This is a genomic window from Bacillus manliponensis (assembly GCF_000712595.1).
GTDB lineage: Bacteria > Bacillota > Bacilli > Bacillales > Bacillaceae_G > Bacillus_A > Bacillus_A manliponensis.
On record NZ_JOTN01000002.1, the window covers coordinates 178,008 to 200,847 of the forward strand.

Consider the following 22,840-nt stretch of genomic DNA (forward strand, 5'->3'; position numbering starts at 1 on the left):
TCCCACCCCTCAATTTTTTTATATTCTTTTCATACTTATGGTCTAAATTCACTACATATCCTCGTATACTGAAATGAACATTTTGGACAAAGGGGGCTATAAAATGTACGAAAAATGGAAAACACTCTTTCTTACCATATGCATCATATTTCTAACCATCTCACTTATTCTACACCCCCGAGCTGCCTTAGAAGCTTCAGTTCGCGGCTTACATATATGGTGGGAAGTCGTTTTCCCTTCACTTCTACCTTTTTTTATCGTCTCTGAGCTATTAATAAACCTTGGTGTTGTTGCTTTTATTGGTATACTTCTAGAACCGCTTATGCGCCCTTTATTTCGCGTTCCTGGCATCGGAGGGTTCGTTTGGGCAATGGGAATGGCCTCTGGATTCCCAGCTGGCGCAAAATTAAGTGCACGTTTACGACAAACAAAACAACTTACAAAAATTGAAGCTGAACGACTTGTATCGTTCACTAATTCTTCTAATCCACTATTTATTTTCGGGGCAGTTTCTATCGGATTTTTTAATAACCCAAAGTTAGGTGTTATTTTAGCTACTGCCCACTATTTAAGTAACTTTACAGTTGGTCTTATTATGAGATTCCACGGAAGCAGTACAGACAATAAAGACAAAAAGCAAACCAACCATAGGTTTTCGATCACACATGCTTTTCAAACATTACATAAAACACGCCTACAAGAAAAGAGACCCATTGGCAAATTAATTGGGGATGCTATTATTTCATCTATTCAAACATTGTTAATGATTGGTGGCTTTATTATTTTGTTCTCTGTTCTTAATAAAATGCTTACTACATTTCATGTCACTACACTATTTACATTCGTAACAGAGCAGTTCTTAAAAACCCTTAACTTTTCACCTTATTTTAGTTCACCACTTTTATCAGGTATTTTCGAAGTAACATTAGGCAGTCAACGAATTAGTCAAATTGAACACACTTCCCTTTTACAGCAAGCAATTGTAACTAGCTTCATTTTAGCATTTAGCGGCCTTTCCATTCAGGCACAAGTTGCTAGTATTTTAGCTGAAACAGATATTCGTTTCCAACCGTACTTTATTGCTCGCATCATTCAAAGTACACTCGCCCCACTTTATACGTACTTATTATGGCAACCATTGTATGAAAAGTTACATTCATTTTCTCCAAAATCATACGATATCCCCGTCTTTTTCTCGAAAGAGACAACTTCTATTACAAAAGGCTGGGACATACTTACTACATACGGTCCACTTTTTACACTTTTCTTTTTATATGTATATGTATCGTTATTACTATTTCGCCTTATAAATAAGAAAAAACCCCGTTCATCGTAACGGGGTTGGAAATTTCTCCTTTAACGCTCGCTCTACAACAGGTGGTACAAGCCCAGAGACGCTACCTCCATAGCGTGCTACTTCCTTTACAATACTAGAGCTCAAAAAGGAGTATTGATTATTTGTCATCATAAAAAATGTCTCGATATTTTCTTCTAATTTACGGTTCATTGATGTAATTTGCATCTCATATTCAAAATCAGATACAGCGCGTAAACCACGTAAAATGACGTTAGCCTTGCGCATTCGTGCATAATCTACTAACAAACCACTATGAGAATCCACCTTCACATTTGGAATATCTTTTGTCGCTTCTTCAATTAACGATAAACGCTCTTCTACTGAAAACAATGGCTTTTTTGATGAATTATTTAACACCACTACATATACTTCATCAAAAACTTTTGCGCCCCTTTTAATAATATCTAAATGTCCAAGCGTAATCGGATCGAAACTTCCGGAAGAAATCGCTATGCTTGTCATTCAGTTCCCCCACCTTCATACTTATAGATTGAAATTGCCGTAATTCCATAGTCTTCTTCTCTCACTTTTACAAGTGTCCCAATCATTTCAGGTAAAGTGACTTCCACCTCATGTTCTGCCATAATGGTACCACTCTCATGTAAAAGCCCATGCTGTTCAATCGCACTAATTAAAGAAATAATCTTTTGATCTTTATAAGGCGGATCTAGCAACACCAAATCAAATGATACTTCACGCTTAATAAGCGCCTTAATCGCACGTTCTGCATCATTTCGATATACTTCTGCCTGTTCCGCTAACCTACAAGTTTCTAGATTTTGACGGATAATTTTCACTGCTTTCCCGTCACGATCAACAAAAATCGCTTTATCTATCCCTCGGCTAAGAGCCTCAATACCAAGACCGCCACTACCACCAAATAAGTCGAGGGCTAATCCACCTTCAAAATAAGGACCAATTATATTAAAAATCGCCTCTTTTACTTTATCTGTCGTTGGACGAGTTGTATTGCCCGGCACCGCTTTTAACGGATGTCCTTTACACTTCCCAGAAACTACTCTCATCTTTTGTCACTACCTTTATTTCATTATGATAAAACGGCTATCTTTACATTCCTTTATGAATGAACCGTTCTCAAATTCTCAATCGGCTTAATAGTATATGTATAAATAGCGAAGAGACTACCATATGTTAGCCTTATGTATATTTGTCTCGCTATTTGCGAGCTGAGAATCAATGGGGGATAAAATCCCGACTGATTGAACTTTCACTTTATCTTTTTTATCCTATCATAAAAAGATAGAAAGCAAAATAAAAAGCAAACAATAAAAATTAATTATGCAATGTATATCTTCAAAGAGATTGGACATAAATAAGGATAACAACATCACCTTAGATGTTGTTGCCAACCGCGGAGAAGACTTACGTTTCCCCATAAGTTCTTCCTCCGGTTTCTCCTCTCCCTTTGCCTTCTTGCTAGTACATGTTACTAGTGTAAGAAGGGCCCTGCTTTTGCAGGGTTTTTTTCTTTGTCTTCTTTTCATTTTGAATATGAAATGATACAGTAAAAGAAAGAGGAGGCATAAATATGATTCAACGTTTTATCGAACTAGGAGAAGGATACTCCGATTTATACGAATTAGTCGAAATTGCAAAAGCAAATAAACATCGCGTAACACATATGCTACAATTTAATACAGTTAAGCAAGAGAAAACTGTTTGTTCCCTTGTTGTTGTTTTAAAACCAACTGAAACCGGAAACTTTCAACCGTTATATATTTGCCGAGAAGGCATTCCTGTATTAGAAAACAAAAAAAGTAAACGTATTGCCTTATTTGAGGAAACTGCTGAACAACTTGGAAAAAAGGTTGTTTCTTTTACAGTAAAACCATCTTCAACTTTCCCAGAAAACGAGCTATATTTTAATCATTTAATCGGCATTTTACGTATGAACCACTTCATTCCACCAATGCAATAACGAAGTAACTATATAGCATGAAACCTTGCCGATTTAATCCTTGTTACTTGTAACAACAATAGACTTTACATACTATTTTTTATATACATACAAAAAACCACCGCACGCGGTGGTTTTTTAATCTACTTTATTATAATCATATTCTTTTGCACGATCTGGTCTTGAATTTTCAAACTCTGTTTTTAAAAACGGACGGTAAGATGGTTCTACTTTCTTCACAAACGGTAATTTATTCATTTTTTGCAACATATGTTCCATTTGTTCCATATCACAATATACAACCACATATTTCAATCGCTTTGATATGTAATGAATATTCCCATACTTCCTTAAAGTTTTAGCATGTTTTAACGAATGTAAATAAACAATCATGCTTTGTCGCTGCCCAAACATAATCTTCTCCTTCTTCTCCTTTTATATCTTTTTACATTACAAAATAAAGTGAAACTTCAATCAGCGGGGGTTCTCCATCCCCCACTGATTGTTAGGTGAACCAATCGGGCTTTTACGGGCTGTTTATCTCCCACCTAAACTTCTCTGAATCCTCTAAGTTTTGAGACGGGAATCTTACAGCCCGCAAATAGTGGGATAAACAGAACTACATCTATATAACTGATTGTATCACGCAACATAGTTTTTTGTATCCGTTTTCTTTCTCTTTAAAAAACGGGGTCAATCACCCCGTTTTCTTACAGCCACAGCCGCCTCCTGTACCACAGCCACCTCCACAGCCACCTGCATCAAAGAATGGATTTCCTGTTGGAACCTTAATAGAAGGAGAGACTTCTGATCCTACAATTACACTAATTTCATCTAGCAACTTTTGCAAATCATTTTCAGCCTTTTTAAAAGCCGCAATTTTTTCATGTAAATCTACAGATCGCTTCAGCTCTCGCATTTGCTTTGTAACAAAAGTAAAGTCCGGATGATATTTTCCAAAGCGTTGCACTTCATCATAACGCTCCTTCATCGCTGTAAACTGTTGAATTAATGCTTGTACTTCTTCATCTTGCTTCAGTACTTTATAACACTCTCGGTACTGTTCGGCTATATCTGAACAAACAACTGCCTTCGCAAGTTGTTCTGCTTTTTCTAACATCATTACGCTCTCTAGCGTCGCTACGATCATGAGAGACACCTCCGAGTATTCATCATACCACATTTATAAAAGAACTACTAATCCCTATATACGATCCCATAATAAAATAATTCGTGAACGCTAAAACGCCCACGAATTAAAAATTTGTCTATTAACAAATGTGTTCAGCTACATTATAACGTAACACATTCCACGTTCCATCTATGTTTTTCACATAATTCATACACGCATTTTTCAGCGGTGTTTTAAATGTAATTTCTTCTGGTGAGATTGCATGTAACATCGCTTTAATCGCGTGCGAATGTGCGACAATAATCACTCGTTTACCAACATTACGCTCTGCAATATCTTGAAGCGCTAAAAAACAGCGTTCTACAAGCTCTTCATCCGTTTCCATCCCTTCCACATCACCAGCTGAAATCGCCTCTCTTACTTCAACAACAGGTTTTCCCGATGCTACTCCAAAGTTTCTTTCCACGAAACGTTCATCAAGATGTATTGTGTCAACCCCTATCTTATGCGCAATTGCTTTCGCAGTTTCATGAGCTCTAACTAAAGGGCTGCTTACAATTACATCCCATTCTTCATTTTGTAGTGCTTCAGCGCTTTGATTTGCTTGTCTTTTTCCAACCTCATTCAAAGGAATATCTTCACGCCCTTGAATAATTTCTTGAAAATTCCAATCAGTTTGTCCATGTCGTACTAAACAAATTTCCGTCATGTTGTAGCTCCTTCTGTCTTTGATCCATTTCTATTGTAACAAAAGTTCTACATGACGGACACATAGAAATCATTATATTATTTGGACGACAAAATGGCTGCTACGCATATACAAACATACTTCTTTCACTCATAAAAACAACTCTTTACTTTTAGCTTCCATTTTGCTGCCGCATATATTGAAACATGTCTATCATTAAAGAAGCAACCGATAACTGATTTTGAAATTTTGTAACTTTATCCGGAATCGTCTTCTTTAAATATTGCATTGCCGCTAATTCAAACGCTTCCTTATCATCCGGATTACGAGATAATTTTCGATACCAATATGGTTGTTCACGAATATACCGTTCTAAATCTTCATCTGCACGTATATACTCCAGAATTTCTGCTCGCATCCCTTTCTCCTCCTAGTCCTTTTGAAAAAAGAACGGATTGTTCTCAGACTTCTCTTTTTTCTCGGTTGTCCGGTTCCCTTGAAATTGCTGTATTACCTGTTGAACACTCCCAATTGCACTTGTAACATTTGTTATATGTTGTTGCACTTGTTCTACATCTAAATTCTTAAAAAAAGATACCATCTGTCCCATAAAGTCTTCAGACTTCTCTTTCTTTTGTTCCTCTTGTATACGAGAATTCTCCTCATTATCTACTCTATATCGTTTCCATATTTCATCATCTTCACCCAATAAATACCATTCTTCATAAAATTGCTGCCACGTTTTCTTTCCCTCCCGAACATCATGAACCAATTTCGGATGACGATTCACAAATACCTTGAATTTTTGAACGGAAGGATGTAATTCTCCTTTCATTGTTGTCATTTTACTCACCTCGCCGAATATAACCTCTCGCTATATTGTAAGAAAAAAAAAGCACATGGTTCGCCCATTTTTAGGCGAACTATGTGCTTTTATTTTCGAATAAAATTTTGCGTATAATACTTGTCACGTACCCCCACACCTAAATTGGTAAACTCTTCGTTTAACAAGTTTTCACGGTGTCCTTCACTGTTCAACCAACCTTGCACAGCTGCAATACCATCTGTATGCTGCGCCGCAATATTTTCTCCCGCCAACTGAAACGCTACCTCTCCTCGTTGTAATCGATCACCTAATGCTCCAAACTTCGGAGAATCATGAGAAAAATATTCGTTCTTTTGCATATCTTCACTATGGCCATATGCCACTTCAGCTGTTTGTTGATCCCATTCAAGAAGAGATAATTGATGACGTGTACGAATAACATTTGTAAGATCTAAAATTTGCTGCGCATTTCCTTGCTCAATTAATTTCATTTGTTCTTCTGACACATTAGCTTGGTCTAACAGCTCTCCCGAGTATACAAGTTGATACGGTCTCTGCTTCACGAGCGTAACACTATCCATATACCTCACACCGACAAGTTCTTGTGTAAAACGATCAAAGTATAACTGTGCCCATATATCTTCTTCCACAGGAATCAACGGTTGCTCTGCTAACTCATCTTGCGATAATTCAAATTGGTAGCTACCTCTTCCTATCTCAAGTGATACTTCATTCGAAAATGGGATTTGTTTGTAAATGGCATCATACGTTGAGCCAATTTTTAACGGCGCTATATCTACTTCTTCACCAGCCACATATGCCGTAACAACTTTATGGTTTTCAATCCCAAATTGTACATATTGAGCAGCATCTTCGTTATTGTATACCCACCATTCATATCCATAAGCTGATGGCTCAATTCTTACCGGCTCTCCCCATTTTGCTAACAAACTTTCTGCTTCACTGCCGATAAGATATGAAATATTTTCTGTTATATTTTCGTTTTTCTGTCCGCTTTTTTGTTTTATCAACTGACTTTCTTTTTTCGAATTTGATGGTTGTGATATATATTCAGAAACGAGTAATTTCCCGTATAAATGAATGATTAAAATTAAAATTGTAATGCATATAACACGAAGTACTGTCTTCAATCAATATACCTCCTAAACAAACATAAAATTGAGGTATGCACAAACAAAACTCTTCCTTATTATTTTGTGTGTACTACACTACGTCCACTATATCATATTTCTTTTATAAAAGCAGATATTATCACTTTACCTCTTTATATGAATTGCGATTTCTTATTATTCGTACTATTATAAAAACAAAGACTTTTATATTGAACTAAGGAGGATATACAATGAAATTCACAAATACAAAAATCGAAAACATTGTTGTTGATTTCAATCGCTTAACTGCAGTTATGGAAGAACATCGATTCGTATTAGCAGGACAATGGGATTATGAACGCGTTACATATGACTACAAATTTGAAGTGTTACAACATGTGTATTATTTACGTATTCGCGGAGTTGCTGTAAAAGGAGATATAGGTGGAAGTCACGCAGAAGTCAAACTACTAGCACCTCTTCTTGGTAAACATTACTATCCTCATGGTGTTGAATATGGTGCGGATGAGACTTTCCCAACAAACGTTCTTCAAAAAAGCGAACAACTGCTACAAAATATTGAGAAAGAGCTAGAAGAATTAGCAATTACTGAGTAAAATTATATTTTATTTCTTCCTTAAGAAAAACCTCAAATGATATCATGCATACATAAAGTGAAGCTTCAATCAGTAGGGTTTTCTCCATCCCCCATTGATTGTTAGTTGAACCAATCGGGCTTTAGCAAATAAAAAAAGGTGTACAAAAACTTTTGTACACCTTTTTTATTTTGCCTGTAAGTGAGGTGGGAGTTTATGTAACTGCTCCGCATCTCTTTTCCGTTCTTTCCGGGCCCAGTTAAAAAACACATATCCTATAATTAAGCCATATACAATCTCTTGAACGACCTTCATAATAATTCCACCTGTTTGCTGATCATGTAATACAGACATCCAATGTAGAAAGTCTGGGCCTGTAATATTTAAATCCGCTAATGTTCCAGCTGGCACACAAAGCTCCATCGCATTCATCCATGCACTTGGGTCTGTATATGTTTTAAATAATGGTGCACTAGCAAATATGATAAGTGCACACGCTGGTGTTAATAACACACCATTGGCAAACATATAGCCAATTTTCTTTATATCACTTAATGTTTGGTACTGCGGAAGTGGATTTAACATTGGCCACCACAACATAATTGACGTAAAAAACAGTATACTTAGCACAAGAGGATGACCAATCTGACTTTGTTTCACTGTATCAAATACAATCGGTAAATGATATAGGGAGAAAAGGCCATTAAAAAGAAATAATGCAATTAATGGCTTTGCAAATATATATAAGATTACTTTCACAAAGCGAAACGACGTAACATACTGCAATAACCAAGCAGGCAAACCAAGTAATAACAATGGTGGCACCGCAATATACATCACTGCCATTTCAAACATATGTGCACTAAAAATAATATGTCCAAGTAAATCTATCGGTCCGCCCTTTACAAAATAAAGAAGAACAATCCCCATTGTAAAGCACAGTATTTGTTTTTTACTTACCTTTTCACTGTTTGAAAAATTCTTTCGATACGGCCCAATAATCACAAAATATCCAATAAACACCGCCAACATAAACAGTAAAAATACCGGACTCCATAGTGCCTCAAATCCAAAGATCCATAAGTTGCTCACTTCACTACACCCACCTTTTACTGTCATAGTGAAAAGAGGGATTGATAACAACCTCAATCCCTCTCCCCCTTAAATCCATACAATCGTCATAAACGTTAAAATTGTAATTAACCCTACTAGTAACCCTGAATATAAAAAGAACGCTGGCACCTCATGACCTTTATGATTCATGTGCATAAAATAGTACAATTGAAAAATAACTTGTACAGCTGCTAAAAGTAAAATAAATGGTACAGAAAAAAGAGGGCTAAACGTTTTCGGATAAGCAACAGCTAAAAATGCAACAGCTGTTAGAAAAATCATTAATGCAAATGTTATCACTTGATGCTTCATTTCTTCCACACTCTTTTTTCTACGGTATGCTAAATCAACCTTTGGACTACCTGTATTTGTTTCTTTTACTGCCATTGTTTATCCCACCATTCCCATTAAATATACTACAGTGAAAATAAACACCCAAACTACATCAATGAAATGCCAATAAATCGCTGCAACGTAAAATTTTGGTGCATTGTATAGATTCAAGCCACGCTTTGCATTTCGGATGATTAGGGTTGTAATCCATAATAGTCCAAACAATACGTGTAGCCCATGTGTTCCAACAAGCGCATAAAACGCAGAACCAAAAGCACTACTTTGCATCGTATGTTTAAACTCATGCGTATAATGAATAAACTCGTAAATTTCAAAACATAAAAATCCAAGTCCAAGCAGTACAGTAATAATTAACCAAAGTTGCATCTTCTTAAAATTAAAGTTTTTCATATGATACATTGCATACACACTCGTTAAACTACTTGTTAATAAAAGCATTGTCATAAGAAAAACAAGCGGCATTTGAAACAGTTCTTGTGAAGTTGGACCACCATTTGTTGAATTTTTCAATGCTAAGTATGTTCCAAATAAAGAAGCAAAAAGAACGGTTTCTCCCCCTAAAAACAACCAAAAGCCAATAAACTTATTTTTCCCTTCTAATGTCGCTTTCTCAGGATCTGCCGGAAACGTTTCATTTGTTAATTTTTCCTCTGCATGCATTATAGCTTAACCTCCTTATCCTCTAAATCTTCTTTATGGATATGGTACCCATGGTCATCTATAATTGAGCGGAAGAACATCGCTCCAAATGTAATAATGAAACCAATTATACATACTGCTAACCATAACTTGTCTTTACCTGCTTCCATATACATTGCTCCAAATGCTGCAATAAAGAGACCAAGTGAAATTATAAATGGTAAAATTGAAGCGTTTGGCATATGGATATCCCCAACCGGTTCTGCTGGTGTAATTTCTGTTTTACCTTCACGTTTCTCAATCCAAAGTGGATCTAATCCACGTACAAATGGTAATTGTTTGAAATTATACTCAGGCGTCGGAGCTGGAATCGACCATTCTAGTGTGCGCCCATCCCATGGATCACGTCCTGCTTGTTCGCTTGAGAAAGCCGTTTTTACAACGTTATATAATAAAACGATTGTTCCTAGCGCCATAAATATTGCACCGATAGAACTAATTAAGTTTCCAAGTTCTAATCCTTGTCCTGGTAAATACGTGAAATAACGTCGTGGCATCCCCATTAAACCTAAGAAATGCTGAATAAAGAACGTTAAATGGAAACCAATAAAGAACAACCAAAACGTAATTTTACCAAGCGTTTCATTTAATATTTTATTAAACATAATTGGCCAATAGTAGTGAGTACCTGCCAGTAATCCAAATACAACCCCACCAACAATTACATAGTGAAAATGTGCAACAACAAAGTAGTTATCGTGAAATTGATAATCCGCAGGAGCAGATGCTAACATAACACCTGTTACCCCACCCATAACGAACGATGGAATGAAAGCAACCGCATACAACATTGGGGTTGTAAAGCGAAGGCTCCCGCCCCACATTGTAAATAACCAGTTAAAAATTTTAATCCCCGTTGGTACAGCAATTGCCATTGTAGCCACAGAGAAGATAGCATTCGCTACTGGTCCAAGTCCAACCGTAAACATGTGATGCGCCCAAACCATGAATCCTAAAAATCCGATTAATACTGTTGCAAATACCAGGGATGAGTAGCCGAATAAACGTTTTTTAGAAAATGTAGCAAAGATTTCTGAGAATATTCCGAAAGCTGGGAGTATGAGGATGTATACTTCTGGGTGACCGAATATCCAAAATAAATGTTCCCATATAATTGTGTTTCCACCTAATGCTGGTACGAAAAAACCTGTTCCAAATAGGCGATCTAACATCAATAACGCTAAACCAACCGTTAAAGGTGGAAATGCGAATAAGATAAGCGCAGATGCCACAAAAGTTGTCCATGTAAACATCGGCATTCTCATGTATGTCATACCAGGTGCACGCATATTAATAATGGTGGCAAGAAAGTTAATTCCACCTATTAATGTTCCGATACCCGAAATTTGTAAACCGAGTACGTAAAAGTCAATTCCGTGTCCTTCTGATGCAAGAGATAAAGATGCATATGATGTCCACCCTGCATCTGGTGCTCCCCCTAAAAACCAACTTGCATTTAAAAATACCCCACCAAAGAAAAACAGCCAAAAACCAAGTGAATTTAAAAACGGAAATGCAACGTCACGCGCACCAATTTGAAGTGGTACGGCAGCATTCATAAACGCAAATAAAAGTGGCATTGCCGCTAAGAAAATCATCGTTGTCCCATGCATCGTTAACACTTGGTTATATGCATCTCCAACAAGAAAATCATTATTCGGAATCGCTAATTGATAACGGATAAACAAAGCTTCTAATCCGCCCATAATAAAGAATATTCCACCTGCAATTAAATAGAGAATAGCAATCTTTTTATGATCGACTGTCGTTAAATAGTCCCATATAACAGCACCTATCCCCTGCTTCTTTGCTACAGCACTCACGCTTTCAACCTCCCCTTTGCCGGTTAAACCCTTTTTATTCAACCTTTAATGTTTTTAAGTATGCATTCAGTGCATCAACTTCTTCATCTGATAAATTGTCATACTTATCAGTCATTTTATTGCCTGGTTTCATACTTTCAGGGTCTTTTAACCACGCTTTTACATTCTCATCGTTATTCTCTGCAATCCCTGCAACCATATCACGGTCCGCAAAGTTTGCTAAGTTTGGAGCAATTCGAGCAGCAGGTGGCCTCTTATCGTTTGTTTCAATAGCATGACAGCCTAAACAGCTTTTCGCAAAGATTTCTTGCCCTTGCTGTTCTTGTGCAGAAGCTACATTCTGTTTTCCATCTAATTCCTTCATATCAGCAACCCACTGTTTGTACTCACTTTCATCAAGAGCTTTCACTTTAAATTGCATTAACGAATGTGAAGGACCACAAAACTCTGTACAAAATCCGTTATATGTTCCTGCTTCATCCGCTTTCAACCACATTTTGTTCACATTGTCTGTATTCGTATCAAGTTTTCCTGCTAAAGATGGTATCCAAAATGAGTGCTTAATATCAGCACCTTTTAAGTTCAAATACACTTTTTTACCTGTAGGGATGACTAAATCTTGTGAAGTTACTATTTTTTCATTTTTGTAAGAAAATTCCCACCAATAAAGATGCGCTGTTACATCAACAACGACCAGATCTTTATCAATCTTCTTTTTCTCAATTGCACTTACGTCAGCAAGTTTAAACGTATATGTAACGGTAGGAACAGCCAATATTAGTAAAAGTATAATCGGAATGACTGTCCATATAATTTCTAGCTTGTGATTTCCCTCAACTTGCTCTGGAATAAAGTCTTCTTGACCTTTACGTTGACGGAAACGCACAATTACATACAAGAAAATCACCGTAACAACAAGTACGACTCCAATCATAATTGCACTTGCTAACAGTAATAAGTCATATTGCATTTTTGCTACTTCGCCCTTTGGAATCAAAGTAGATTGAAAGGCTTTACCGCATCCCCCTAACAATAAAGCCAGTAGTGAAACGAGCGAAAGTAATCGCCACTGTTTCTTCATACAAACAACCCCCACTTTCTTTGTAAATTAGATTGTACTTTATAATAAAAAAAGTAAATCTCAACATAAAAAATCCCCTAAGCCTTCGTCTTAAAAGAAAGTTACAACAATCATAGAAATAAATAAGATTGTTAAATAATTCAAGGAGTATACAAACATTTGTACGGACCATTTGATGTCATCTATTCTGCGGAAGCCATAAAAGCCTAATGTAATCCAACCGATGTTAAGCACTGTTGCGATAACCATAAATGTAACTCCTAATGCATTCATATAAAAAGGAAGTGGCAATAAGCACACTGTCCAAATCATAATTTGACGTTTTGTAATATCAAATCCATGAACAACTGGAAGCATCGGAATACCTGCTTTACGATATTCATCAACGCGCTTCATCGCAAGAGCGAGGAAATGCGGAATTTGCCAAATAAACATAATTAGAAATAGTGTCCAAGCAATCGGGTCTAGCCCTGGATCAATTGCCGCCCATCCAATTAATGGTGGTACCGCTCCAGAAACACTACCTACAACTGTATTTAATGTGTACGCTCGTTTTGTCCATAATGAATATAAAACAACGTACGTGAATGTACCAATTAAACCAATAAACGCTGCCATTGGCGTCGTGAGAAGTAAAAATACAAATCCAAGCAGTAATAACACAATACCCATTGTTAATACAAAACTTGGCTTCATTTTCCCTGTAACTGTTGGACGTTTTTTTGTTCGTTCCATTAAATGATCAATGTCTCGGTCTATATAATTATTTAAGCTACATGACCCTGCCATAATAAGTCCAGCACCAACAATCGTGAAGAACATTGTATCTAACTCATTCATCACATTGAACCCGTTAAAGTGTAGCGCCAACCAAAAACCAGTAAATACCGTTAACGTATTGGAGTTCACAATCCCAATCTTCACAAGCGCTTTCAAATCTTGTATGCGACTCGTTTCCGGTACAGTTGTTACAGTTGATTCCTCATGCATTTCGCTTGTTGCATGACTCATCATTTCTCCCCCCTAAGAACTTCACCTCTATTTTGTAACGCCTATATAAGCAAATCCCCTCTCCGCTTATATAACAATATTATTACAATAGAAATGCTGTTTTCATATTTTCTACTAATATACTCGTTTATTCGTGTATATTAAATCATACTTACCGAAAAATTTGTGAAGAAAACATGAACTTTTTGTGTCACTTCCAAAAAGTTGGTTCTTATTACAATATATCATAACATATGATTGTCTTGAATCATAAACTATTTTTGTCAAATTTTCCTATGATTCATGCTTATTTACCGTGAAAAATCGGTATTTTCACAAAAAAAATTATCATATTATCATTTTTTTTACACAAAATATAAGGAGAAACGATCTCTTTGTCCTTTTTTGCTATTTTATAAGTTTTTATATATTATAGGACTGTAGTGTCTCTCTCTGGTAAGACTACTTATATCATGAAGGTATTACAAAATAATTTTAAAATTTGAAAGCTGGTGAAAACAATTGCAACGCTTTATAAAATGGTTGGCAGTCATTTCATGCATTGATTTACTCATCGTACTACTTGGCGGTGCTTTAGTAACAAAAACAGGTTCTGGACAAGGATGTGGAAGATCTTGGCCATTATGTAATGGAGAACTCGTTCCTTCTAGCTTCCCGATGGACACAATTATTGAGCTTAGTCACCGCATTACATCAGGATCAGCTGGTATACTTATTACCATTCTCTGTGTGTTAGCGTGGAAACATTACGGGCATATTCGTGAGACAAAAACATTAGCAATTCTTTCTTTCGTATTTTTAGTTGCTCAAGCACTAATGGGCGCAGCTGCTGTTGTATGGGGACAAGTCCCTGCTGTATTAGCAATTCACTTTGGAATTTCGTTAATTTCATTTGCATCTGTTGTTTTATTAACATTCCTTATCTTTGAAATCGATCAGAAATTTGACGCTCGTTCTGTTATTATCGATGCAAAAATGAAATTTCATATTTATGGTATAACAATTTACAGCTATATCGTTGTATACACCGGGGCATTAGTTCGTCACGAACACGCAAGCTTAGCTTGTCCGGATTTCCCATTGTGTAGTAAAAAAAGCCCGCTTCCAACTCAATTTTATGAATGGGTTCAAATGGGGCACCGTTTTGCTGCGATGCTAATTTTCGTATGGATTTTATATGCGACAATTCTTGCAGTTCGTCATTATAAGAAGCAAAAAGTTGTATATTGGGGCTGGATTGTTTCCTTTATTCTTGTAACGCTTCAAGCGCTATCCGGTATGCTAGTTGTGTTGACAGGCGCAAACTTATTTATGGCCATTTTACACTCCTTATTTATTTCATGCTTATTTGCATTACTATGTTATCTAGTCATGCTTGCAACGCGTAGTAAAAAGAACCTGGAAGAAGCAAAATTGCAAACTAACGAACATAACAAAAAATTATCATAAAAAAAGAGCTGCAGTTTTGAACTGCAGCTCTTTTTTATGACTCTAATTCAAGTAACAAGTCACCCGTTTGGATAGCTTCACCATCTTTAACGTATATCTTTTTCACTATACCAGAAAATGGTGCTTGCACTGTTGTTTCCATCTTCATCGCTTCCGTGATTGCCATTGTGTCCCCTTTTTTCACTTCATCGCCTTCTTTGACAACCACTTTAATAACTGTTCCAGGCATCGTTGCATTCATATGATTTGGATTATTTCGATCTCCTTTCACACGTTGTGCAACCGTTGATTTTGCACTTTCATCCTTCACAATTACTTCACGAGGCTGACCATTAAACTCAAAGTAAACTACACGAGTTCCATCAGCTTGTGGTTCACCAATTGAAACTAATTTTACAATCAATGTCTTTCCACGTTCAATCTCTACACCAATTTCTTCTCCTAATCGCATGCCATGGAAGAACGTTGGTGTATCAAGAACAGATACATTGCCAAATTGACTTTCCACTGCTTGGTAATCCATAAACACTTTCGGATATAACGCATAAGCAATCACATCAAACATCGTTACTTCTCGCCCTAACTTGTGGAATAGTTCTTTTTGTAACTCTTCAAAATTAATTGGCTCTAACAGTTCACCTGGTCTTACTGTTAATGGCTCTTTTCCTTTTAAGATAATATTTTGTAACTCTTTTGGGAAGCCACCATATGGTTGTCCAAGATCACCAGAGAACATCTCGACAACAGATCCAGGGAAATCTAAAGAATGACCATGTTTATAAATATCTTCCTCTGTTAATTGATTTTGCACCATAAATAATGCCATATCCCCTACTACTTTTGAAGATGGTGTTACTTTCACAATATCACCAAACATATCATTTACGCGGCGATACATTACTTTTACTTCATCAAAACGATCGCCGAGTCCAACACCTTTCGCTTGTTGCTGCAGGTTACTATATTGTCCTCCAGGCATCTCGTGCATATATACTTCTGTATGTGGCGCATTCATACCACTCTCAAATGGCGCATAATATTTACGTACATCTTCCCAATAATGAGAAAGTTGTTCTAACGAGTCAATCGCAACATCTGGCTGTCTTTTATTTCCTTCTAATGCATAAAATAGTGTATTCGCACTTGGCTGAGATGTTAATCCTGCCATAGAGCTAACCGCAACATCCACGATATCAACACCAGCTTCAACCGCTTTTGCATATGTTAACACACCATTTCCACTCGTATCATGCGTATGAAGATGTATTGGAATCGATACCGTCTCTTTTAAAGCGGAAACTAAATCATATGCTGCATTCGGCTTTAATAATCCAGCCATATCTTTAATTCCTAAAATATGAGCCCCAGATGCTTCTAGTTCTTTCGCTAAGTTTTTATAATAGTTCAAATCATATTTACTGCGCATCGGGTCGTGAATATCTCCAGTGTAACACATTGTTGCTTCTGCAATTTTACCACTTTGACGAACTGCATCAATTGCAACACGCATACCTTCCACCCAATTTAAACTATCGAAGATACGGAACACATCGATACCAGCTTGCGCAGAACATTCAACAAACTTCTCAATTAAATTGTCTGGATAATTTTTATACCCTACCGCATTAGAGGAACGAAGAAGCATTTGGAACAATACGTTTGGCATCTCTTGACGTAACTGTAAAAGGCGCTCCCACGGGTCTTCTTTTAAGAAACGATACGCTACATCAAACGTTGCCCCGCCCCACATCTCTGCTGAGAATAAGTTCGGTAACATGCGTGCAGTTGGCTCTGCGATTTTCTTTAAATCTTGCGTACGAACACGCGTTGCAAGTAAAGATTGATGCGCATCTCGGAATGTCGTATCCGTTAACAATACTCGATCTTGCTCTTTAACCCACTGCACTAATCCGTCTGCCCCACGCTCTTCCAAAATTTGTTTTGTCCCTTTAAGAATAGGGTTCGAATACGTTACATTTGGAATACGTGCATCTGAAAAGATCGGCTTCTCTTTTTTACCGATGCCAGGGAACCCGTTCACCGTTACTGTCCCAATATACGATAACATTTTTGTCCCACGGTCTTTTCGTTTAGGGAATGAGAATAACTCTGGTGAACAATCAATAAATGACGTATCGTATTTTCCGGTTAAGAATTTCTCATGTTTCACCACATTTTCCAAAAATGGGATGTTTGTCTTAATACCACGAATACGGAATTCTTTTAAATTTCGCTCCATCTTTGCTGCTGCTTGTTCAAATGTTAATGCCCAAGTTGTCACTTTTACAAGCAATGAATCATAATACGGTGTAATAACCGCACCTTGGAAGCTGTTTCCTGTATCTAAGCGGACACCAAAACCACCACCGGAACGATATGCCATAATTTTCCCTGTGTCTGGCATAAAGTTATTAAGTGGATCCTCTGTTGTTACACGTGATTGAATCGCAAATCCGTGTGTTGTGATATCTTGTTGCTTTGGAATGCTAACCTTTTCACTATGTAAAGAGTACCCATCAGCAATTAAAATTTGTGATTGTACAATATCAATCCCTGTAATCATTTCTGTAATTGTATGTTCCACTTGGACACGAGGATTAACTTCAATAAAGTAAAACTCATCGCCTTTCACAAGAAATTCAACCGTTCCTGCATTTAAATAGTCTACATTTTTAGTAAGCTGCACTGCTGCTTCACAAATACGATTACGCAAATCAACTGGTAAGGATACACTTGGTGCCACTTCAACTACTTTTTGATGTCGCCTTTGTACAGAACAATCGCGTTCATATAAATGAATTACATTACCTTCACTATCAGCTAAAATTTGCACCTCAATATGCTTTGGATTTTCAACAAACTTCTCAACATACACTTCGTCATTCCCAAAAGCTGCCTTCGCTTCTGATTTTGCACGATCATACGCCTCTTTTAATTCCTCTTGGCTACGTACGATTCGCATACCGCGTCCGCCGCCTCCAAGCGATGCTTTAATAATAATTGGATAGTTGTGTTTTTTAGCAAATTCCGATACTTCTTCAAGCGTATTTACTGGTCCGTCACTTCCCGGAATAACAGGAATGTTTGCTAATTGCGCTTGCTTTCTTGCTTTTACTTTATCACCAAACATGTCTAAATGTTTACTTTTTGGTCCGATAAAGATAAGCCCTTCTTCTTCACAACGTTTCGCAAATTGGATATTTTCAGACAAAAAACCATATCCTGGGTGAATTGCATCGACATGATTACTTTTTGCGATTTCGATAATATTTTCGATATCAAGATAAGCTTCAATTGGCTTTTTACCTTCTCCTACTAAATAAGCTTCATCCGCTTTATAACGATGATAAGAACCGCTATCTTCTTTCGAATAAATTGCGACTGTACGTAATCCTAATTCTGTACAAGCACGAAATACACGAATTGCAATTTCCCCGCGGTTTGCTACTAATACTTTTTGAATACGTTGTAGCTTTTTCATGATTTTCCCCCTCTACTTTCTTACCTCTCTAGAGTTTCCTCTTCATGTTCACAAGCTATAAGTTCTTCGCCCTCAATAATTTGTTACAACTTTTGAAAACTTCACTTTATTTTTATACATCATACCTCATTTTCTAACAAATAGTAAGCATTCCTACTTCATTTGTTCTACAAAATTAGTATATCACAAACATTTCAATTCTGATAGGTTTTTTGTATAACATATTTAACTAAAGTGACATACTATTTAAACTTAACAACCTTTATTGTATACAATAAAGGAGTTTTGTGTAGTTATACACAAAACTCCTTATTTCACAACCATAAGATGTGGCTCACGTTTTTCTTTTTTCTCAAGCCATTTTTCTTGTTCATTCTCTTGTTCTTTAACATACCGTGCTACACTAAACAAAATCCCCATCATTGTTAGATTGGCAATAAGAGAACTTCCCCCATAACTTACAAACGGTAACGGTACACCCGTAAGAGGAATTAATCCTGTAATTCCCCCAACATTTATAAATGTCTGTATAGAAAGTAGACTTCCAATTCCAATAGCAAGTAAACTTCCAAATGGATCTTTGCATTTCTGGGCAATTCGAAGAGCACGAATTGCAATAAGAAGTAAACAACTTAAAATAATCGTTATCCCAATTAAACCTAGTTCTTCGGATACAATAGCCATAATAAAATCTGTCTGTGCTTCTGGTAAATAACCATACTTCTGAATACTGTTCCCAAGCCCACGGCCATTCACTCCACCCGAAGCAATACCGATGAAAGAGTTAATAAGCTGAAAACCATCTCCTTGTGGATCTGAAAATGGGTTTAAAAAGACCAAAAATCTTGCTTTTTGATAATCTTCTAACACATAATGCCAAGCTACATACAGAAGCGGCATCCATATAATAGAAGTCATTATGAGACGCTTCAACCACAATTTAATACGAATCTGGATGCCTGAACATAAAATCATTACTCCGACCATCCCGGCTATAACAATAAGTGTCCCTAAGTCCGGTTGTTTTAAAATTAAAAACGAACATAATCCTAAAAATACAATTGTCCCAGCCGACCCTTGCCATATAGACGTATTCGTTTCTTGTCTTCTAGCAAAAAAGCGTGCTAATACAACGATTATTGAAATTTTAACAAATTCTGCAGGCTGTATACCAAATACCCATGCTTTAATTCCATTGACCTCTTTACCAATCACTAATGTAGCACCTAATAATCCAAGACTAAGCCCAATAACCATAACAATCACTAAGCGCTTTTTCAAAATACGATACGGTACTAAAAGAGCAATTAAGCATGCAACGCTTCCAACTCCAAGTGATACTAATTGTTTATTAAAAAAGTAACGCGCATTATCGTATTTTGAAATCGAAACAATTGAACTCGCACTATATACCATAATTGTACCAAGCACACATACGATCACAAGAGGAAGCAACAACGTATAATCGATTGACTTCCATACTCTTTTCATGTAAAATCCTCTTTCTCTTATCATTTTAACTGTTGTATTCCATATGTATTTCTGTTCTTCCTGCTTTCATTTTATCATTTTTGTACAAAAAAGCCCAAACTGAGTCAGTTTGAGCCTTTTATCCCACTATTTGCAGGCAGCAATATTCTACCTCAAAGCTTTCTTTCATTTGAAGTAACTACCCGTAAAAGCCCGATTAAGTTCAACTAATAATCAATACAGGTGAAAAAGCCATTAATTCAAGTTTCACTTTATTTGAAAGTGCTATTGCTGTTTGTTCGTAAAAGCATCATGAAGTGCTGATAGTTCTCGTTCTAACTCTCCTAAAATTTCTTTCCCTTTCTCTGGAGCAACGAGACCAAGACGAACCGCAAAGTCAACTTCGCGAGATAAACCAAACATTTGTGTATCTAACACTTCTTCATATAATGGACATTGTGGCATCGTTAAATGATCCATTTGCACTTGAATAAGTTTTAAAATCTTCCCTGCATCAGCTTGTAGAAGGGCAAGTGCCTTTTCCTGATGATTCGCTACTGTCTCAGACGTCAAATTGGTTCCCTCCGTTTCCGTCCTACTCTCCTATCCTATCTATTAATATTAGCGATAGTTTTTACAAAATGCAATAGAAACATTTCCTGTGACAATCGTCTATAGTCCCATTATACTGAAAAGTGGGAGTACAATACAAATGGGGGAAAACAACAATGATTGAAATTTTATTTATTGATGGAAAAGTACGTTTTCCAATTACAATTGATCCAAGCGTTTGGATTTTTGACGATCGAAAAATAGACTTAACAACTTATTTTACAAAACCAAAAGAAACGGCTTCTGAACTTGAAATATACACAAAAGAAGCATCTAAACATTGGGATCGTGAAATCAGAGAAGGCGCCTTATTTCCACCGATCAATAAGAGTGTGACACGCTTTGAAAAAGAAAAAATTATAAAAGGAACATTTGGCATCCCATTACAGCCGTTCTTACAAAACGCAGATATGAATGAAGAAGCAAGACAAATTGAAGTGCATACAGAATCAGATATCATCTTACTTTCATTAGAAGAAGCAAGTGAGGCAATACTTGGCTTTTCAAAAGACGGAAAACCATTAAAAGAAAATGGTCCGGTTCATTTATACTTTGGTGACGGTTCGAATATGAATGAACCTATTCACTCTATTCGGAAGTTTACAGTAATATAAAGTGAAACTTTAAACAACCAGTCTAAACTTCTTTATCCTATTATTCATGAGATACGAGTTTTATACCTCATGAATAATAGGACACAATATAAATAAAAAAGGAGTGGCAGTTCAGCCACTCCTTTTTTATAACAAGTCTGCTGCTAATTGCGCTAGATTTGAGCGCTCTCCTTTCACAAACCTTACATGTCCACTAATCTTTTGCTCTTTAAACCTCTCTACCACATATGTTAATCCGTTATTATACTCATCTAAGTATGGATGATCAATTTGCTGTGGATCACCCATTAGTACAATTTTACTTCTCTCACCAACACGTGTTAAAATCGTCTTCACTTCATGTTTTGTTAAATTTTGCGCTTCATCAATAATAATAAACTGTTCTGGAATGCTTCTTCCTCTAATATATGTTAACGCTTCTACTTCTATAGAACCCATACCTGCTAAAATCGCATCCAGTTCCCCAGGTTTTTTCGTATTAAACAAGTACTCTAAATTATCATAAATAGGTTGCATCCACGGCCTTAATTTTTCCTCTTTCTCTCCTGGTAAATAACCGATGTCTTTTCCAACAGGAACAATAGGTCTTGCAACTAATAATTTTTTATATAAACCTAGATCTTCCGTTTGCATAAGTCCTGCTGCCAAGGCTAATAACGTCTTTCCTGTCCCAGCTTTTCCTGTTAACGTTACAAGAGGGATATCTTCACGAAGTAATAGTTCCATCCCCATAATCTGTTGTACATTACGAGGACGAATTCCCCATACTTGTTCATTTGGAAAAATAAGCTTTTTCACTTTTTTCCCAGAAGCATCAACAATTCCTATCGCTGAACTCGATCCACCTAAAGCATCTTTCATAACAATAAATTGATTGGGATAGAACGGATGATTTGCAATTTCAGAAAGAGGCAATTCACCTTTTTCATAAAAATGAGTAAACGTCTCCTTTTGTATGTAACATTCTAAAAAACCTTTATATATATTTTCAACCTCAATTACGCGATCACTTAAATAATCTTCTGCTTGTAAACCGAGAGCATCAGCTTTCACTCGTACCAGTATATCTTTACTCACGAGTATAACTGACTTACCATCCTCTTTCCCTTCTTCTTCTACTGATAGATTTTTGGCAACAGCTAAAATTCGGTTATCATTCGTTTTTTCAACAAAAATTTCTTGTAATTGTACAAACGAACGATGATTTAACTCAATACGAAATGTCCCTCCATTTTCAAGAGGAATGCTTTCATGCAGTTTTCCAAGTTCACGAAATTTATCAATTAATTTTGACACATAACGTGCATTTCTCCCAACTTCATCCATGTAGCGTTTCTTCGAATCAACTTCTTCTAATACAACTGCTGGTATCACTACTTCATTGCTTCCGAAAGAGAAAATAGATAATGGATCCTGCAATAATACATTCGTATCTAACACATAAATTTTATCCAACCTGTTACCCCCTGACTCCACCATGTAATTTGTAGAACAAGGGTTTCAT

23 protein-coding genes are annotated in these 22,840 nt (G+C 36.5%); 5 read left to right on the forward strand and 18 right to left on the reverse strand.

Translation table 11 applies throughout. From position 1 onward, the window contains the following. Positions 1 to 103 precede the first annotated feature (103 nt). Entirely contained in the window at positions 104 to 1,336 is a 1,233-nt protein-coding gene (ylbJ, locus tag BAMA_RS02750) for a sporulation integral membrane protein YlbJ (protein WP_034635804.1), read from the forward strand. Here the strand turns inward: ylbJ and coaD are convergent. Together coaD and rsmD are read right to left on the reverse strand one after the other, a co-directional pair. Next, entirely contained in the window at positions 1,328 to 1,819 is a 492-nt protein-coding gene (gene coaD, locus BAMA_RS02755) for a pantetheine-phosphate adenylyltransferase (protein WP_034635805.1), read from the reverse strand. The genes ylbJ and coaD overlap by 9 nt on opposite strands. After that, entirely contained in the window at positions 1,816 to 2,382 is a 567-nt protein-coding gene (gene rsmD, locus BAMA_RS02760) for a 16S rRNA (guanine(966)-N(2))-methyltransferase RsmD (RefSeq protein ID WP_034635806.1), read from the reverse strand. The genes coaD and rsmD overlap by 4 nt, the downstream gene beginning before the upstream one ends. Before the next feature lie 524 nt (positions 2,383 to 2,906). Between rsmD and BAMA_RS02765 the strand changes: the two genes are divergently transcribed. Then, entirely contained in the window at positions 2,907 to 3,296 is a 390-nt protein-coding gene (locus tag BAMA_RS02765; RefSeq protein ID WP_034635807.1) for a DUF7147 family protein, read from the forward strand. A 117-nt stretch (positions 3,297 to 3,413) separates the two neighbouring features. On the opposite strand, the gene BAMA_RS02770 is transcribed toward BAMA_RS02765, so the two are convergent. The 6 genes from BAMA_RS02770 to BAMA_RS02795 all read right to left on the reverse strand — a co-directional run bounded on the left by BAMA_RS02770 (position 3,414) and on the right by BAMA_RS02795 (position 7,072). Continuing rightward, positions 3,414 to 3,689, reverse strand: a complete 276-nt coding sequence (locus BAMA_RS02770; protein ID WP_034635808.1) for a YlbG family protein — start codon at positions 3,687 to 3,689, stop codon at positions 3,414 to 3,416. A 283-nt stretch (positions 3,690 to 3,972) separates the two neighbouring features. Next, the gene (locus BAMA_RS02775) at positions 3,973 to 4,425 is read right to left on the reverse strand and encodes a YlbF/YmcA family competence regulator (RefSeq protein WP_034635809.1); all 453 of its coding nucleotides are present in this window, start codon (positions 4,423 to 4,425) and stop codon (positions 3,973 to 3,975) included. 121 nt (positions 4,426 to 4,546) lie between these two features. Beyond that, positions 4,547 to 5,116, reverse strand: a complete 570-nt coding sequence (locus BAMA_RS02780; protein WP_034635810.1) for a histidine phosphatase family protein — start codon at positions 5,114 to 5,116, stop codon at positions 4,547 to 4,549. 151 nt (positions 5,117 to 5,267) lie between these two features. Then, complete coding sequence (locus BAMA_RS02785) at positions 5,268 to 5,513, reverse strand: YlbE-like family protein (RefSeq protein ID WP_034635811.1); 246 nt, start codon at positions 5,511 to 5,513, stop codon at positions 5,268 to 5,270. Between the two features lie 12 nt (positions 5,514 to 5,525). Then, the gene (gene ylbD / locus BAMA_RS02790; protein ID WP_034635812.1) at positions 5,526 to 5,939 is read right to left on the reverse strand and encodes a YlbD family protein; all 414 of its coding nucleotides are present in this window, start codon (positions 5,937 to 5,939) and stop codon (positions 5,526 to 5,528) included. An 89-nt stretch (positions 5,940 to 6,028) separates the two neighbouring features. Then, positions 6,029 to 7,072 (reverse strand): CAP domain-containing protein, encoded by a 1,044-nt coding sequence (locus BAMA_RS02795; protein ID WP_034635813.1) that lies wholly within the window; start codon positions 7,070 to 7,072, stop codon positions 6,029 to 6,031. Positions 7,073 to 7,284: 212 nt separating this feature from the next. Here BAMA_RS02795 and BAMA_RS02800 point away from each other — a divergent pair, with 212 nt between their 5' ends. Beyond that, complete coding sequence (locus tag BAMA_RS02800; protein ID WP_034635814.1) at positions 7,285 to 7,650, forward strand: YugN family protein; 366 nt, start codon at positions 7,285 to 7,287, stop codon at positions 7,648 to 7,650. Between the two features lie 165 nt (positions 7,651 to 7,815). Here the strand turns inward: BAMA_RS02800 and ctaG are convergent, their stop codons facing one another. The 6 genes from ctaG to cyoE all read right to left on the reverse strand — a co-directional run bounded on the left by ctaG (position 7,816) and on the right by cyoE (position 13,710). Beyond that, the gene (gene ctaG / locus BAMA_RS02805; RefSeq protein ID WP_034636229.1) at positions 7,816 to 8,721 is read right to left on the reverse strand and encodes a cytochrome c oxidase assembly factor CtaG; all 906 of its coding nucleotides are present in this window, start codon (positions 8,719 to 8,721) and stop codon (positions 7,816 to 7,818) included. A gap of 69 nt (positions 8,722 to 8,790) precedes the next feature. Then, the gene (ctaF, locus tag BAMA_RS02810; RefSeq protein ID WP_034635815.1) at positions 8,791 to 9,129 is read right to left on the reverse strand and encodes a cytochrome c oxidase subunit IVB; all 339 of its coding nucleotides are present in this window, start codon (positions 9,127 to 9,129) and stop codon (positions 8,791 to 8,793) included. Between the two features lie 3 nt (positions 9,130 to 9,132). Next, positions 9,133 to 9,756, reverse strand: coding sequence for a cytochrome (ubi)quinol oxidase subunit III (locus tag BAMA_RS02815; RefSeq protein ID WP_034635816.1), 624 nt, complete (start codon positions 9,754 to 9,756; stop codon positions 9,133 to 9,135). Continuing rightward, entirely contained in the window at positions 9,756 to 11,618 is a 1,863-nt protein-coding gene (ctaD, locus tag BAMA_RS02820; RefSeq protein WP_034635817.1) for a cytochrome c oxidase subunit I, read from the reverse strand. The genes BAMA_RS02815 and ctaD overlap by 1 nt, the downstream gene beginning before the upstream one ends. Before the next feature lie 34 nt (positions 11,619 to 11,652). Continuing rightward, positions 11,653 to 12,699, reverse strand: a complete 1,047-nt coding sequence (gene coxB / locus BAMA_RS02825; protein ID WP_034635818.1) for a cytochrome c oxidase subunit II — start codon at positions 12,697 to 12,699, stop codon at positions 11,653 to 11,655. A 90-nt stretch (positions 12,700 to 12,789) separates the two neighbouring features. Next, positions 12,790 to 13,710 carry a heme o synthase gene (gene cyoE, locus BAMA_RS02830; protein ID WP_034635819.1) on the reverse strand — a complete coding sequence of 307 codons (921 nt, stop codon included), beginning with the start codon at positions 13,708 to 13,710 and terminating at the stop codon, positions 12,790 to 12,792. Between the two features lie 501 nt (positions 13,711 to 14,211). Here cyoE and BAMA_RS02835 point away from each other — a divergent pair. Next, on the forward strand, positions 14,212 to 15,159 hold the full coding sequence (locus tag BAMA_RS02835; RefSeq protein ID WP_034635820.1) for a COX15/CtaA family protein: 948 nt from the start codon (positions 14,212 to 14,214) through the stop codon (positions 15,157 to 15,159). 34 nt (positions 15,160 to 15,193) lie between these two features. Here the strand turns inward: BAMA_RS02835 and pyc are convergent, their stop codons facing one another. The 3 genes from pyc to BAMA_RS02850 all read right to left on the reverse strand — a co-directional run bounded on the left by pyc (position 15,194) and on the right by BAMA_RS02850 (position 20,683). Further along, a complete protein-coding gene (gene pyc / locus BAMA_RS02840; RefSeq protein ID WP_034635821.1) occupies positions 15,194 to 18,640 on the reverse strand; it encodes a pyruvate carboxylase in 3,447 nt (1,148 codons plus the stop codon). Positions 18,641 to 18,949: 309 nt separating this feature from the next. Next, positions 18,950 to 20,131: an FtsW/RodA/SpoVE family cell cycle protein gene (locus BAMA_RS02845; protein WP_034635822.1), complete on the reverse strand. Its 1,182-nt coding sequence runs from the start codon at positions 20,129 to 20,131 to the stop codon at positions 18,950 to 18,952. Positions 20,132 to 20,395: 264 nt separating this feature from the next. Further along, positions 20,396 to 20,683 (reverse strand): Fpa/YlaN family protein, encoded by a 288-nt coding sequence (locus tag BAMA_RS02850; protein WP_034635823.1) that lies wholly within the window; start codon positions 20,681 to 20,683, stop codon positions 20,396 to 20,398. Positions 20,684 to 20,838: 155 nt separating this feature from the next. On the opposite strand from BAMA_RS02850, the gene BAMA_RS02855 reads away from it, so the two are divergent. Next, positions 20,839 to 21,336, forward strand: coding sequence for a hypothetical protein (locus BAMA_RS02855; RefSeq protein ID WP_034635824.1), 498 nt, complete (start codon positions 20,839 to 20,841; stop codon positions 21,334 to 21,336). 126 nt (positions 21,337 to 21,462) lie between these two features. Here the strand turns inward: BAMA_RS02855 and BAMA_RS02860 are convergent, their stop codons facing one another. After that, positions 21,463 to 22,791 (reverse strand): PhoH family protein, encoded by a 1,329-nt coding sequence (locus tag BAMA_RS02860; protein ID WP_034635825.1) that lies wholly within the window; start codon positions 22,789 to 22,791, stop codon positions 21,463 to 21,465. Positions 22,792 to 22,840 lie beyond the last annotated feature (49 nt).

Coding starts and splice junctions, on each gene's coding strand:
- ylbJ (WP_034635804.1), top strand. CDS start 104: ATGTACGAAAAATGGAAAACACTCTTTCTTACCATATGCATCATATTT.
- coaD (WP_034635805.1), bottom strand. CDS start 1,819: ATGACAAGCATAGCGATTTCTTCCGGAAGTTTCGATCCGATTACGCTT.
- rsmD (WP_034635806.1), bottom strand. CDS start 2,382: ATGAGAGTAGTTTCTGGGAAGTGTAAAGGACATCCGTTAAAAGCGGTG.
- BAMA_RS02765 (WP_034635807.1), top strand. CDS start 2,907: ATGATTCAACGTTTTATCGAACTAGGAGAAGGATACTCCGATTTATAC.
- BAMA_RS02770 (WP_034635808.1), bottom strand. CDS start 3,689: ATGTTTGGGCAGCGACAAAGCATGATTGTTTATTTACATTCGTTAAAA.
- BAMA_RS02775 (WP_034635809.1), bottom strand. CDS start 4,425: ATGATCGTAGCGACGCTAGAGAGCGTAATGATGTTAGAAAAAGCAGAA.
- BAMA_RS02780 (WP_034635810.1), bottom strand. CDS start 5,116: ATGACGGAAATTTGTTTAGTACGACATGGACAAACTGATTGGAATTTT.
- BAMA_RS02785 (WP_034635811.1), bottom strand. CDS start 5,513: ATGCGAGCAGAAATTCTGGAGTATATACGTGCAGATGAAGATTTAGAA.
- ylbD (WP_034635812.1), bottom strand. CDS start 5,939: ATGACAACAATGAAAGGAGAATTACATCCTTCCGTTCAAAAATTCAAG.
- BAMA_RS02800 (WP_034635814.1), top strand. CDS start 7,285: ATGAAATTCACAAATACAAAAATCGAAAACATTGTTGTTGATTTCAAT.
- ctaF (WP_034635815.1), bottom strand. CDS start 9,129: ATGGCAGTAAAAGAAACAAATACAGGTAGTCCAAAGGTTGATTTAGCA.
- BAMA_RS02815 (WP_034635816.1), bottom strand. CDS start 9,756: ATGCATGCAGAGGAAAAATTAACAAATGAAACGTTTCCGGCAGATCCT.
- coxB (WP_034635818.1), bottom strand. CDS start 12,699: ATGAAGAAACAGTGGCGATTACTTTCGCTCGTTTCACTACTGGCTTTA.
- cyoE (WP_034635819.1), bottom strand. CDS start 13,710: ATGAGTCATGCAACAAGCGAAATGCATGAGGAATCAACTGTAACAACT.
- pyc (WP_034635821.1), bottom strand. CDS start 18,640: ATGAAAAAGCTACAACGTATTCAAAAAGTATTAGTAGCAAACCGCGGG.
- BAMA_RS02845 (WP_034635822.1), bottom strand. CDS start 20,131: ATGAAAAGAGTATGGAAGTCAATCGATTATACGTTGTTGCTTCCTCTT.
- BAMA_RS02855 (WP_034635824.1), top strand. CDS start 20,839: ATGATTGAAATTTTATTTATTGATGGAAAAGTACGTTTTCCAATTACA.